At 53.6% G+C, this 12,811-nt stretch carries 13 protein-coding genes; 5 read left to right on the top strand and 8 right to left on the bottom strand.

Going from position 1 to position 12,811, the window contains the following annotated elements:
• Positions 1-22: 22 nt before the first annotated feature.
• Positions 23-340: a GIY-YIG nuclease family protein gene (locus OLG56_RS02805; protein ID WP_000928379.1), complete on the top strand. Its 318-nt coding sequence runs from the start codon at positions 23-25 to the stop codon at positions 338-340.
• Here OLG56_RS02805 and OLG56_RS02800 read toward each other — a convergent pair.
• Both OLG56_RS02800 and ubiT read right to left on the bottom strand, forming a co-directional pair.
• Positions 327-830, bottom strand: coding sequence for a GNAT family N-acetyltransferase (locus OLG56_RS02800; protein WP_000908562.1), 504 nt, complete (start codon positions 828-830; stop codon positions 327-329). The genes OLG56_RS02805 and OLG56_RS02800 overlap by 14 nt on opposite strands.
• Positions 824-1,348 (bottom strand): ubiquinone anaerobic biosynthesis accessory factor UbiT, encoded by a 525-nt coding sequence (gene ubiT / locus OLG56_RS02795; RefSeq protein ID WP_000884721.1) that lies wholly within the window; start codon positions 1,346-1,348, stop codon positions 824-826. Before ubiT ends, OLG56_RS02800 begins: the two co-directional genes overlap by 7 nt.
• A 216-nt stretch (positions 1,349-1,564) precedes the next feature.
• Between ubiT and ubiU the strand changes: the two genes are divergently transcribed.
• From ubiU to OLG56_RS02780, 3 genes are all read left to right on the top strand, one after another.
• Positions 1,565-2,560, top strand: a complete 996-nt coding sequence (gene ubiU / locus OLG56_RS02790) for a ubiquinone anaerobic biosynthesis protein UbiU (protein WP_000421310.1) — start codon at positions 1,565-1,567, stop codon at positions 2,558-2,560.
• Positions 2,561-2,568: 8 nt separating this feature from the next.
• On the top strand, positions 2,569-3,447 hold the full coding sequence (locus tag OLG56_RS02785; protein WP_000877716.1) for a U32 family peptidase: 879 nt from the start codon (positions 2,569-2,571) through the stop codon (positions 3,445-3,447).
• Between the two features lie 176 nt (positions 3,448-3,623).
• Complete coding sequence (locus tag OLG56_RS02780; protein ID WP_079900574.1) at positions 3,624-4,631, top strand: luciferase-like monooxygenase; 1,008 nt, start codon at positions 3,624-3,626, stop codon at positions 4,629-4,631.
• Here the strand turns inward: OLG56_RS02780 and OLG56_RS02775 are convergent.
• The gene (locus OLG56_RS02775) at positions 4,609-5,328 is read right to left on the bottom strand and encodes a L,D-transpeptidase family protein (protein ID WP_023205234.1); all 720 of its coding nucleotides are present in this window, start codon (positions 5,326-5,328) and stop codon (positions 4,609-4,611) included. The two genes, OLG56_RS02780 and OLG56_RS02775, sit on opposite strands and share 23 nt — an antisense overlap.
• Positions 5,329-5,486: 158 nt before the next feature.
• Here OLG56_RS02775 and OLG56_RS02770 point away from each other — a divergent pair, with 158 nt between their 5' ends.
• Positions 5,487-6,017, top strand: coding sequence for a cytoplasmic protein (locus OLG56_RS02770; protein ID WP_079900573.1), 531 nt, complete (start codon positions 5,487-5,489; stop codon positions 6,015-6,017).
• A 60-nt stretch (positions 6,018-6,077) separates the two neighbouring features.
• Here OLG56_RS02770 and mtr read toward each other — a convergent pair whose 3' ends face one another.
• The 5 genes from mtr to pnp form a co-directional block, all read right to left on the bottom strand.
• On the bottom strand, positions 6,078-7,322 hold the full coding sequence (gene mtr / locus OLG56_RS02765; RefSeq protein WP_000224373.1) for a tryptophan permease: 1,245 nt from the start codon (positions 7,320-7,322) through the stop codon (positions 6,078-6,080).
• Positions 7,323-7,475: 153 nt separating this feature from the next.
• On the bottom strand, positions 7,476-9,365 hold the full coding sequence (gene deaD / locus OLG56_RS02760) for an ATP-dependent RNA helicase DeaD (protein WP_000807248.1): 1,890 nt from the start codon (positions 9,363-9,365) through the stop codon (positions 7,476-7,478).
• Positions 9,358-9,438 (bottom strand): protein YrbN, encoded by an 81-nt coding sequence (gene yrbN / locus OLG56_RS02755; RefSeq protein ID WP_010723222.1) that lies wholly within the window; start codon positions 9,436-9,438, stop codon positions 9,358-9,360. The genes deaD and yrbN overlap by 8 nt, the downstream gene beginning before the upstream one ends.
• Before the next feature lie 105 nt (positions 9,439-9,543).
• A complete protein-coding gene (nlpI, locus tag OLG56_RS02750; protein WP_000802069.1) occupies positions 9,544-10,428 on the bottom strand; it encodes a lipoprotein NlpI in 885 nt (294 codons plus the stop codon).
• 109 nt (positions 10,429-10,537) lie between these two features.
• On the bottom strand, positions 10,538-12,673 hold the full coding sequence (pnp, locus tag OLG56_RS02745) for a polyribonucleotide nucleotidyltransferase (RefSeq protein ID WP_079900576.1): 2,136 nt from the start codon (positions 12,671-12,673) through the stop codon (positions 10,538-10,540).
• Between the last annotated feature and the right edge of the window lie 138 nt (positions 12,674-12,811).

The following is a 12,811-nucleotide window of genomic DNA, read 5'->3' as shown; positions in this document are numbered from 1 at the left end:
TACTGGGAACCTGAAAATTATCATGCTGATGGCGACAATGACACCCTGGTATCTGTATCTGATTCGTACCGCAGACAATGCGCTTTACACCGGAATAACCACCGATGTGGCGCGTCGTTACAGGCAGCATCAAACGGGAAAAGGCGCAAAAGCATTACGGGGAAAAGGCGAGTTAACGCTGGCGTTTGCGGCGCAGGTCGGCGATCGCTCGCTGGCCCTGCGCATAGAGTATCGCATCAAACAGCTCACAAAGCGCCAGAAGGAGCGCCTTGTGACGGAACGCGAAGCGTTTGAGGCGCTGCTGTCCAGCCTGCAAACGCCGGTGCTTAAAAACGATTGAAGTGGTCGTGATACTCCACCAGCCCCGTCACGCCTTCCAGCGCATCCTCAGCCAAACGGTGTACCTGGAAAGCGCTTTCCGTACCGGGCCAACGGCAGTGAAGATCGTAATGCGCGGCCAGTTCAAAACCGAAGCGGCTATATAACGCCGGGTCGCCCAACGTCACGACCGCCGCGTAGCCGAACTCGTTGAGCGAATCCAGCCCTTCATACACTAACTGGCGCGCCAGCCCTTGCCCGCGATACTTTTCATCGACCGCCAGCGGCGCCATGCCGACCCACTGTAAATCTTCGCCCTGCACATCAACCGGACTAAAGGCGACATAGCCCACCACCTGGCCTTCATCATCCGTGGCCACCAGTCCGAGCGTCAGAAAACCATCTTCACGCAAATCGTGAACCAGCTTCGCTTCCGCATCGCTTTCGAATGAACGGCGTAACAGCGCATCAATACCAGGCGCATCAATAGGAATTTCTACTCGAATTAGCATGGTTCACCTACCGAGGTCTGTTTGGTTTCCGGCGAGTTTTTCATACCCGCCTCAACAAAATCCGCCAGTTGCAGCAGCATAACGCGTAACGCTTTCGGCATCTGCTCCAGTTCGATGGCGTCCATCAGATTCTTCACATACAACCCTAACTCAGTATCGCCTTCAATGACCAGTCGACGCTGGAAAAAGAGCGTATCCGGGTCCTGTTTACGGGCAGCTATCATTAGCAGATCGCTGGCGTCGGCGCTAAAACTGACGTCGGCATCCGCCTGCTGGCTAACGATCAGTTTTTCATTTTCAACCGTGGTATACCATTTTAAGTCGATGTCACGAACATGAATGCTTAACCAACGACCTTCGAGGAATTCCAGCTCTCCATCGGCCAGCGCCTGACGAAACTGCCAGCTCAGAACCTGTTCCAGAACCTGGCGCTTTAGCGCAAAGGGCGTCAGTTTAACCGGTACACTCATCAGAGACGGGCCAGCATGGACTAAGCGTGAACGCAGTTTATCTAACACGAGCTTTACTCCCTGTTTCAATAGTCCTGTTATTTTGCCATATCCAATAAATCACATGGCGGCGTAAATCAACAATTGGGTCTGATTTTCTACCCCATTATTGGTGTTACCAATACGCCTTTAACTGCCTTAAATCAAAAATTGTCGCAGCAAGGTTAACTAAAATCCCTGTTCGTTAACAATTTTGCGTCTCAGACGTAACCCTCAGGATAAATTATGGAGCTGCTCTGCCCTGCCGGAAATCTCCCGGCGCTGAAGGCGGCCATCGAAAACGGCGCTGACGCCGTTTATATCGGGTTAAAAGACGATACCAATGCCCGTCATTTTGCCGGCCTTAACTTTACCGAAAAAAAATTGCAGGAAGCGGTGAGTTTTGTTCACCAACATCGCCGCAAATTACACATCGCCATTAATACTTTTGCGCATCCGGACGGCTATGCCCGCTGGCAGCGCGCCGTGGATATGGCGGCGCAGCTTGGCGCCGACGCGTTGATTCTCGCCGACCTCGCTATGCTGGAATATGCCGCAGAGCGTTACCCGCATATTGAGCGCCATGTTTCCGTTCAGGCCTCGGCAACCAACGAAGAGGCGATTCGCTTTTATCACCGCAACTTTGATGTCCACCGCGTAGTACTGCCGCGTGTACTGTCGATTCACCAGGTAAAACAACTGGCCCGCGTCACGCCGGTGCCGCTGGAGGTATTCGCGTTTGGCAGCCTGTGCATTATGGCGGAAGGTCGCTGCTATCTTTCTTCTTACCTGACGGGGGAGTCGCCCAATACCGTCGGCGCCTGCTCGCCCGCCCGCTTTGTCCGTTGGCAGCAAACGCCGCAGGGGCTGGAATCGCGCCTGAATGATGTCCTGATTGACCGTTACCAGGATGGCGAAAACGCGGGCTACCCAACGCTGTGTAAAGGCCGCTATTTAGTGGACGGCGAGCGCTATCACGCGCTGGAGGAGCCAACCAGCCTGAACACGCTGGAACTGCTGCCGGAGCTCATGGCGGCGAACATCGCTTCGGTGAAGATCGAAGGTCGCCAGCGCAGCCCGGCCTATGTCAGCCAGGTGGCGAAAGTGTGGCGCCAGGCGATCGATAGCTGCAAAGCCGCCCCGCAAAACTTCGTTCCACAGCGCGACTGGATGGAGACGCTCGGCGCGATGTCCGAAGGCACCCAAACCACGCTTGGCGCATATCACCGTAAATGGCAGTGAGAGGAGCTATGAAATATTCCTTAGGACCGGTGCTTTATTACTGGCCGAAAGAGACGCTGGAAGATTTTTATCAGCAGGCCGCAAAAAGTAGCGCTGATGTCATTTATCTGGGCGAAGCGGTGTGCAGCAAGCGTCGCGCGACCAAAGTCGGCGACTGGCTGGAAATGGCGAAATCCCTCGCCGCCAGCGGTAAGCAGGTGGCGCTCTCCACCCTGGCGCTGGTACAGGCGTCATCTGAATTAAGCGAGCTGAAACGCTATGTGGACAACGGCGATTTTCTGCTGGAAGCCAGCGATCTTGGCGTGGTGAATCTGTGCGCCGAGCGCAAACTGCCGTTTGTCGCCGGCCATGCGCTGAATTGCTACAACGCGGTCACGCTGCGCCGGTTGCTGAAAGAAGGCATGGTACGCTGGTGTATGCCGGTGGAGCTGTCCCGCGACTGGCTGGTGAATTTGCTTAATCAGTGCGATGAACTGGGCATCCGCAATCAGTTTGAAGTGGAAGTGTTGAGCTACGGGCATCTGCCGCTGGCCTACTCCGCTCGCTGCTTTACCGCCCGTTCGGAAGACCGCCCGAAAGATGAGTGCGAAACCTGCTGTATCAAGTATCCAAACGGTCGTGACGTGCTCTCGCAAGAGAATCAGCAGGTGTTTGTGCTTAACGGTATTCAGACCATGAGCGGCTATGTCTATAACCTTGGCAACGAACTGACGTCGATGCAGGGATTGGTCGATATCGTGCGGCTGTCGCCGTTGGGTACGGAGACATTTGCCATGCTTGATGCCTTTCGCGCTAACGAAAACGGCGGTGCGCCATTACCGCTTGCCTCCCATAGTGACTGCAACGGCTACTGGAAGCGGCTGGCCGGGCTGGAGCTACAGGCCTAGCCGGATGGCGGCATAAAGACCTTATCGGGCCTACAAATAGCGCTCCCGTAGGCCCGATAAGCGCAGCGCTATCGGGCATTGTTTTGCCGTCAGTCTCATAAAGCTCACTTTGTTAACAACATTCGCTAATCTTTAATGCAGTATTAAAAGATTAACCGGTAACAAAGTGAGCCGTTATGACTGACAAAACTATTCCGTTCTCGGTGCTGGATCTGGCACCGATCCCTGAAGGATCTTCGGCAAAAGAAGCCTTCACGCACTCGCTTGATCTCGCACGGCTGGCCGAAAAGCGCGGCTATCACCGCTACTGGCTGGCGGAACATCACAACATGACCGGTATCGCCAGCGCGGCGACCTCGGTATTGATTGGTTATCTGGCGGCCAATACCACAACATTACATCTTGGCTCCGGCGGCGTGATGCTGCCTAACCATTCACCGCTAGTGATTGCCGAGCAGTTCGGCACGCTGAATACGCTCTACCCGGGACGTATCGACTTAGGGTTGGGACGCGCGCCGGGTAGCGATCAGCCGACGATGCGCGCGCTGCGTCGCCATATGAGCGGCGATATCGATAACTTTCCACGCGATGTCGCAGAGCTGGTGGACTGGTTCGACGCTCGCGCCCCTAATCCGCATGTGCGCCCGGTGCCCGGCTACGGCGAGAAGATCCCGGTCTGGCTGTTGGGCTCCAGCCTGTATAGCGCACAGTTGGCGGCCCAGCTTGGCCTGCCGTTCGCCTTTGCTTCGCATTTCGCGCCGGATATGTTGTTCCAGGCGCTGCATCTGTACCGTACCCAGTTCAAACCTTCAGCGCGGCTGGAAAAACCGTACGCGATGGTGTGTATCAATATTATCGCCGCCGACAGCAACCGCGACGCCGAATTCCTGTTTACCTCTATGCAGCAGGCTTTTGTGAAGCTACGCCGTGGGGAAACCGGCCAACTGCCGCCGCCGATTGAGAATATGGAGACCTTCTGGTCGCCATCCGAGCAGTATGGCGTGCAGCAGGCGCTGAGTATGTCGCTGGTCGGCGATAAAGCGAAAGTCCGCCACGGGCTGGAATCCATCCTGCGGGAAACCCAGGCGGATGAAATTATGGTAAACGGGCAGATTTTCGATCATCAGGCGCGGCTGCATTCGTTTGATTTAGCGATGGATGTTAAGGAAGAGTTGTTGGGCTGATTTTATAACGCCGATTTTCAACGGTGATGGTTGGCAATCGGCGATTTTTTTCGAAGTAATCATAGCCGGGCTTCAACATACGCCAGAAATTATATTCCGGCCATGCTTGCGCCTGGCGCATATTTTTGTCATTCATCGTAAATGGGAAGATATGGACAGGCACGCTCTTCTGCCCGCTGTTTAGCGCCTGCGCCACCAGTTGATAAATCTCTTCAATACCGGCATCGGTCATGGCATAGCAACCCGCCGAAACGCAGTTCCCATGAACCATAATGAAATCACCGGTGTAGCCATTTGCCCGATCGTAAGCATTCGGGTAGCCAATATTAAATGCCAGATGATAGCGGCTGTTTGGGTTAAGCAACCCTTTGTTGGTGGCATAAAAGCCTTCCGGGCTTTTACCATCTCCCTGTTTATGTTTTGGCCCTAAGCCACCAGACCATGCGCATATAGTCCAGGTTTTGTAGAGTTCGTAAGGCTTGTTATTGGCGCTTACCCACAGTTCCAGCTTATCTTCCGCTTTCAGAATGCGGATAAATAACTGGTCGCCGGGGTGAATGATTTTTAAAGACGATACGACAGGTTTTTCCACTGGCAGGTAAACGTGTTCATCGTACGGAGTGAGCCAGAAAAATTTTAAAATAAAAGCGATAAACAGGCTCAATAATACAATAGCGAGTAGTCCTTTACGCCCCATTTCCGTATTCCGCTTATTCTGAACCAGTTCAAGTATATATTTTTCTATGACAGGAAATAGAGGAAAGGTCCAGTTCTGTACTTTTATAAAATAGTAATCGTTTTATCATAACCGAACAGGGATATGAATAAATCGACTTATTACCAGAGAAAATCATCATGAGTGAACCTGCTTCCTTTTTTCTTCATGCACATATTGCCGAGAGTAACCTCAAGAAATTTTTCCATTCGCCGGCAACAAATATTAACGACTATGACGACTGGTTGCCATGGTTTACTGAGGAGCAAAGGTTGTACGGCGAGCCTGCAAAAATGCTTAACAATCTTGCCGCATGTAATTCTGGTGAAAGTGAAAAGCATATTTATGCTGAACATATCAACTTTAATAAAGAAACACAGATAGTCACGATGGATCACATATTTCTCTCAGAGAGCTATGAAATCTTCATGCCACTCATGGCCTGTGTGCGGGGAATCGAGAAATTTATTACGCCAGGGGAAAATAATTTTGCGCTAATTTATTATTACTGGTGGGGTTCGGAGATCGCTATCGCGCTCGAATTTGACGCCAATGGTAGCAGAATAACGGCAAATCCTAAGGCAGAAAATTTAACTATCGCCGATGCTTTTTTCGATGAACACGGGGAAGCACTCGCCAAAGAACTTTATAATAAACAGGGTTTTATTTGATACCATTTCGCGAACTTGTGAAATATTGCCGGATGAAAACAGCTCATCCGGCTCGTTCAATTACTGGTACACCGGCAGCAAATTAAAGCTCGACAGAATATGGATAACCGCGTTGCCGACACCGAAGACCAGAATCAGGGCAATCATCGGTTTACCGCCCCAGACGCGAAATTTTGGGCTGCCGAAACGTTCGCGAGATTTGCGCGCCAACAGCGCAGGCACAATGGCCGCCCAGATAGTTGCAGCTAAACCTGCATAGCCAATGGCGTACAGAAAACCGTTCGGCCACAGCAGGCCACCGACAATTGGCGGCACAAACGTCAGTAGCGCCGTTTTAAAACGCCCCATTGCCGAGTCATCAAAGCCAAACAGATCCGCCAGATAGTCAAACAGCCCCAGCGTCACGCCAAGGAAGGAACTGGCGACCGCAAAGTTAGAGAACACCACCAGCAGCAGATCCAGGCTGCGGCTGTTCAGCACGCCGCTCAACGCCTGTACCAGCACATCAATATTGCCGCCTTTCTGCGCAATGCCGATAAATTCCGGACGCGGGATGTTGCCCATCGTCCCCAGCAGCCAGACGGAATAGAGCGCCAGCGCCAGTAACGTTCCATAAATCAGGCATTTCACGATGGTGCGCGGATCTTTGCCGTAATATTTCATCAGGCTCGGTACGTTACCGTGATAACCAAAAGAGGCCAGACAAAATGGCAGCGTCATCAGCAGGTACGGCGTATATGACGCGTGGCTTTCAGCCACGTTAAACAACGTGGCAGGCTGAACGTGTCCTAACAGGCTGCCGAAGGTCAGGAAGAAAGTAATCACTTTCGCGCCCAGCACAATCGCCGTCATCCGACTGACCGCCTTCGTACTCAGCCACACGACAAACGCCACCAGCAGCGCAAAGGCAAAACCTGCCGCTCGCGCCGGAACGTTCAGCGACATCTCAGCAAAGGTATGATGCAGAATTGAGCCGCTCGCCGAGATATAGGCGTAAGTCAGGATGTAGAGCACAAAGGCAATAGAGATGCCGTTGACAATGTTCCAGCCTTTCCCCAACAGATCTTTGGTGATGGTGTCGAAACTCGAACCAATGCGGTAGTTAAGGTTGGCTTCGAGGATCATCAGCCCGGAGTGCAGCATACAAAACCAGGTAAAGACCAGCGCCGCCATCGACCAGAAGAACCACGCCCCGGACATGACCACCGGCAGGGAGAACATCCCCGCGCCAATGATGGTGCCGCCGATAATCACCACGCCGCCAAGCAGCGAAGGTGACGTTTGGGTGGTGGTAAGTGTTGCCATTCAGCTCTCTCTCCAGTCATTTATAATGTGACTATCTCTCAATACGTTGCACTGTACCAGTACACGAGTACAAAAGAAATAAAAAAAGCCCCGATTGTGACGATCGGGGCTGTATATTTTACTTTACGCTGTGAATGCGCAGGTCAGCGCGAGTTACGCATCACCGCCGAAACGACGGCGACCGGTAGAGTCATCACGACGCGGACCACGGCTTTCACGACGTTCGCCGCTGAAGCGACGACCATCACCACGACCACCTTCACGACGTTCGCCGCTGAAATTACGACCGCCTTCACGACGTTCGCCACTGAAGCTACGACCACCGCCGCGACGTTCGCCGCCCGCGTGCGGAACCGCATCACCCAACAGCTGCATATTCATTGGCTTGTTCAGAATGCGGGTACGCGTGAAGTGCTGCAACACTTCGCCCGGCATACCTTTCGGCAGCTCGATGGTGGAGTGAGACGCGAACAGCTTAATGTTACCAATGTAACGGCTGCTGATGTCGCCTTCGTTAGCGATAGCGCCCACGATATGACGAACTTCAACGCCGTCATCACGGCCCACTTCAATGCGGTATAACTGCATATCGCCAACGTCACGACGTTCACGACGCGGACGTTCTTCACGGTCGCCACGCGGGCCACGGTCATTACGATCGCGCGGACCACGGTCGTCACGGTCACGGAATTCACGCTTAGGGCGCATCGGCGCATCCGGCGGCAGGATCAGCGGACGCTCGCCCTGCGCCATTTTCAGCAGTGCGGCGGCCAGCGTTTCGAGATCCAGCTCTTCACCTTCGGCAGACGGCTGGATTTTCGCCAGCAGCGCACGGTACTGATCCAGATCGCTGCTTTCCAGTTGCTGCTGAACTTTCGCGGCGAATTTTTCCAGACGGCGTTTACCCAGCAGTTCTGCGTTCGGCAGTTCCACTTCCGGAATGGTCAGCTTCATGGTGCGTTCGATGTTGCGCAGCAGACGACGCTCGCGGTTCTCAACGAACAGCAGCGCGCGACCGGCGCGACCCGCACGGCCGGTACGACCGATACGGTGAACGTAGGACTCGGAATCCATCGGGATATCGTAGTTCACCACCAGGCTGATACGTTCAACGTCCAGACCACGTGCCGCAACGTCGGTAGCGATCAGGATGTCCAGACGACCATCTTTCAGGCGTTCCAGAGTCTGCTCACGCAGCGCCTGGTTCATATCGCCATTCAACGCGGCGCTGTTGTAGCCGCTACGTTCCAGCGCTTCTGCTACTTCCAGGGTCGCGTTTTTGGTACGCACGAAGATAATCGCCGCATCAAAGTCTTCCGCTTCCAGGAAACGCACCAGCGCTTCGTTTTTACGCATACCCCAGACAGTCCAGTAGCTCTGGCTGATGTCAGGACGGGTAGTCACGCTGGACTGAATGCGCACTTCCTGCGGCTCTTTCATAAAGCGGCGGGTAATGCGACGAATCGCTTCCGGCATGGTGGCGGAGAACAGAGCGGTCTGATGACCTTCCGGGATCTGCGCCATAATAGTTTCAACGTCTTCGATGAAGCCCATACGCAGCATTTCGTCGGCTTCATCCAGCACCAGACCACTCAGTTTAGAGAGGTCGAGGGTGCCGCGTTTTAAGTGATCAAGCAGACGTCCCGGCGTACCGACAACGATCTGCGGCCCCTGACGCAGGGCGCGTAACTGCACGTCATAACGCTGACCGCCGTACAGGGCAACCACGTTTACGCCGCGCATGTGTTTAGAGAAATCCGTCATGGCTTCGGCAACCTGTACCGCCAGTTCGCGGGTTGGCGCCAGCACCAGAATCTGAGGTGCCTTCAGCTCAGGATCAAGATTGTTGAGCAGCGGTAAAGAGAACGCTGCGGTTTTGCCGCTACCGGTCTGGGCCATGCCCAGCACGTCGCGACCGCCCAGCAGATGCGGAATGCACTCTGCCTGGATTGGAGATGGTTTTTCGTAACCCAGATCGGTAAGGGCTTCAAGGATAGGAGCCTTCAGCCCCAGATCTGCAAAAGTGGTTTCGAATTCAGCCATGTAGTACGTGTGCCTCAAAATTAATGGCGGCCAGTCTACATAACTCATCATGAAATTGATCTGCAATTTTCATTGAAAAGTGTGAACCGGCTCAAAGTAGGTGTATTAACGAACAACAACGCCCTCACCCGCGAAGGTGATGGCAATCAAAAAGATTACGGGCTGATATGTTCGTCAGCTATTGCTGGTCCGATTCTGCCAGGTCATCTTGGTCCTGGCCCAGGAGCGATAATTCCAACAATGCGTATCGGTGCTCAACAAAGTTATGAACGTTGTTGGCCACCGCCAGTTTGAACAGAGCCGTGGCGCTGTCCAAATCCCCCAGACTTAGGTAATACTTACCTAAATAGAAGTTGGTTTCACTGAGATGCTCAGCGAGCGAGGTGTTATCCGTTGCGTCCGCCTTGAGCCTTTCCATCAGCGTTGCTTCGCTAATGTCGCCCAGGTAGAACTCGACAATGTTCCATCCCCATTGCTCTTTATCCGATTTTTCGAAGCGTGCTTTTAACGCTTCTTTCGCCTGCTTCTCATTAAGCTTCTGCTCAACAAGATACAGCCACAGGCTACGGTAAGGATCATTGGGATCGTCTTGATAAAACGCCAGCAGATCATCTTGCGCTAACTTATCACGGCCGCCGTAATACAATGCGATACCGCGGTTTAAGTGCGCGTAGTTGTAAGTTGGATCAAGCTCTAGTACAGAATCAAACGCTTCATAGGCAGCATCAAAATTGCCTGCCTGCGTTAAATAAATGCCTAAGTAATTGAATACTTCAGGCATATCCGGTCTGATTGCCAGCGCTTGTGAAAAATCATTTCGCGCTAATGCCCTCAAACCAAGACTATCATACAACACTCCGCGCTCATATAAAAGCTGTGCGCGTTCGTCATCGGTTAAAGCCCGACTGGCAAGAATCTGTTCCATACGCGCCAGAATCACTTCCTGCTGTAAAGTCGGTTGCAATGGTACTGCGAGGACTTCACTTTTACGCCAGGCGGAATTACTGCATCCTGCAAGCGTAAGTGCTGTCGCAACGAAACACCAGCGCAAAAAAGGCTTCATTTCCCACTCCCGAAGACAACGATTGAATGAACGTCCTGTTCCCCGGTGGCTCAACAAGGCGTCCAGCCAGGTCTAAAGCCCTCCGCAGTGCGGAGGGCAAAAGGCTACCTTACTCGGCCTGTTCGTTCGCCGGAGCTTCCGGCGCAGCCGCAGGTTGAGACTGCTCGGTTGCTTCTTTAATGCTCAGACGTACACGGCCCTGGCGGTCAACTTCCAGAACCTTAACCGGGACTTCCTGACCCATCTGCAGATAGTCGGTCACTTTCTCTACACGCTTATCCGCGATTTGAGAGATGTGAACCAGACCTTCTTTACCGCCGCCGATGGCAACAAACGCGCCAAAGTCAACGATACGGGTCACTTTACCATTGTAGATACGGCCGACTTCGATCTCTGCGGTGATCTCTTCGATACGACGGATAGCATATTTCGCTTTTTCGCCGTCGGTCGCCGCGATCTTCACAGTACCGTCATCTTCGATTTCGATGGTGGTGCCGGTCTCTTCAGTCAGCGCGCGGATCACAGAACCGCCTTTACCGATCACGTCTTTGATCTTGTCCGTGCTGATCTTGATGGTATGGATACGCGGCGCAAATTCAGAGATATCGCCGCGCGGCGCGTTGATCGCCTGTTCCATCACGCCCAGGATGTGCAGACGCGCACCTTTAGCCTGGTTCAACGCAACCTGCATGATCTCTTTGGTGATACCTTCAATTTTGATATCCATCTGCAGCGCAGAGATACCGTCGCGGGAACCCGCCACTTTGAAGTCCATATCGCCCAGGTGATCTTCGTCGCCCAGAATGTCAGACAGTACAACGTAGTTGTCGCCCTCTTTCACCAGACCCATAGCGATACCTGCTACGGCGGCTTTAATTGGCACGCCAGCGTCCATCAGCGCCAGAGAAGCGCCGCACACGGAAGCCATAGAGGAAGAACCGTTGGATTCGGTGATTTCAGACACCACGCGAACGGTGTACGGGAATTTATCCATGTCCGGCATCACTGCCAGCACGCCGCGCTTCGCCAGACGACCGTGACCAATTTCACGACGCTTCGGAGAACCGACCATGCCGGTTTCGCCTACGGAGTACGGAGGGAAGTTGTAGTGGAACAGGAAGCTATCAGTGCGCTCGCCCATCAGTTCATCAAGCACCTGCGCGTCACGAGCAGTACCCAGAGTCGCGGTAACCAGCGCCTGCGTTTCACCACGGGTAAACAGAGCGGAACCGTGAGTACGCGGCAGTACGCCAGTGCGCACGTCCAGACCACGGATCATGTCTTTTTCACGGCCATCAATACGCGGCTCGCCTGCCAGTACGCGGCTACGCACCACGTTTTTCTCAATAGCGTGCAGGATTTCGCCCAGCTCGTTAGCATCCAGAGTTTCATCTTCTGCAATAAGCTGCTCGATGGTTTCGGATTTGATTACGTCAACCTGAGCATAGCGTTCTTGTTTATCGGTGATGCGGTACGCGTCGCTCAGACGAGATTCAGCAAGCGCAGCAACACGCGCGTTCAACGCGTCGTTGACGGCTTCCGGCTGCCAGTCCCAACGTGGTTTACCGGCTTCTTTCACCAGATCGTTGATCGCCTGGATAACAACCTGCTGCTGCTCGTGACCGAATACCACCGCGCCCAGCATAGTGTCTTCGCTCAGCAGTTCAGCTTCGGATTCCACCATCAGCACAGCCGCTTCGGTACCGGCAACCACCAGGTCCAGCTTGCTTTCTTTCAGCTCGTCCTGGGTCGGGTTCAGCACGTACTGGTCATTGATATAACCTACGCGCGCCGCGCCGATTGGGCCGTTGAACGGAATGCCGGACAGGGACAGCGCAGCGGATGCGCCGATCATGGCAACTATGTCTGGGTTAACCTGCGGGTTAACGGAAACGACGGTCGCGATAACCTGCACTTCGTTAACGAAGCCTTCCGGGAACAGCGGACGAACCGGGCGGTCAATCAGACGCGCGATCAGGGTTTCGCCTTCGCTTGGACGGCCTTCACGACGGAAGAAGCTGCCCGGGATACGACCAGCAGCGTAGGTACGCTCCTGATAGTTAACGGTCAGTGGGAAGAAGTCCTGGCCTGGCTTGGCTTTTTTCTGGCCGACAACGGTAACGAATACGGCGGTGTCATCCATGCTTACCATAACAGCGGCAGTGGCCTGACGCGCCATCATGCCAGTTTCCAGCGTAACGGTATGCTGACCGTACTGGAATTTACGAACGATCGGATTAAGCAAAATAATATCCTTTCCAATTTTTGACGGCATAATACGCGCCGTCGTTAATACCCGATCTTCTGCGCATCCTCGCGACTAATGACAACCCTAACCCTGATATGGGTAAAGCCTCTCATTAGCCGCGCGAACCTCTGCAAC

Origin of the sequence: Salmonella sp. 2018103 (assembly GCF_026247685.1) — a bacterium.
Lineage (GTDB): Bacteria > Pseudomonadota > Gammaproteobacteria > Enterobacterales > Enterobacteriaceae > Salmonella > Salmonella enterica.
Note: the sequence above shows the minus strand (reverse complement) of the source record. Positions and strands in the feature narration are given on the sequence as shown.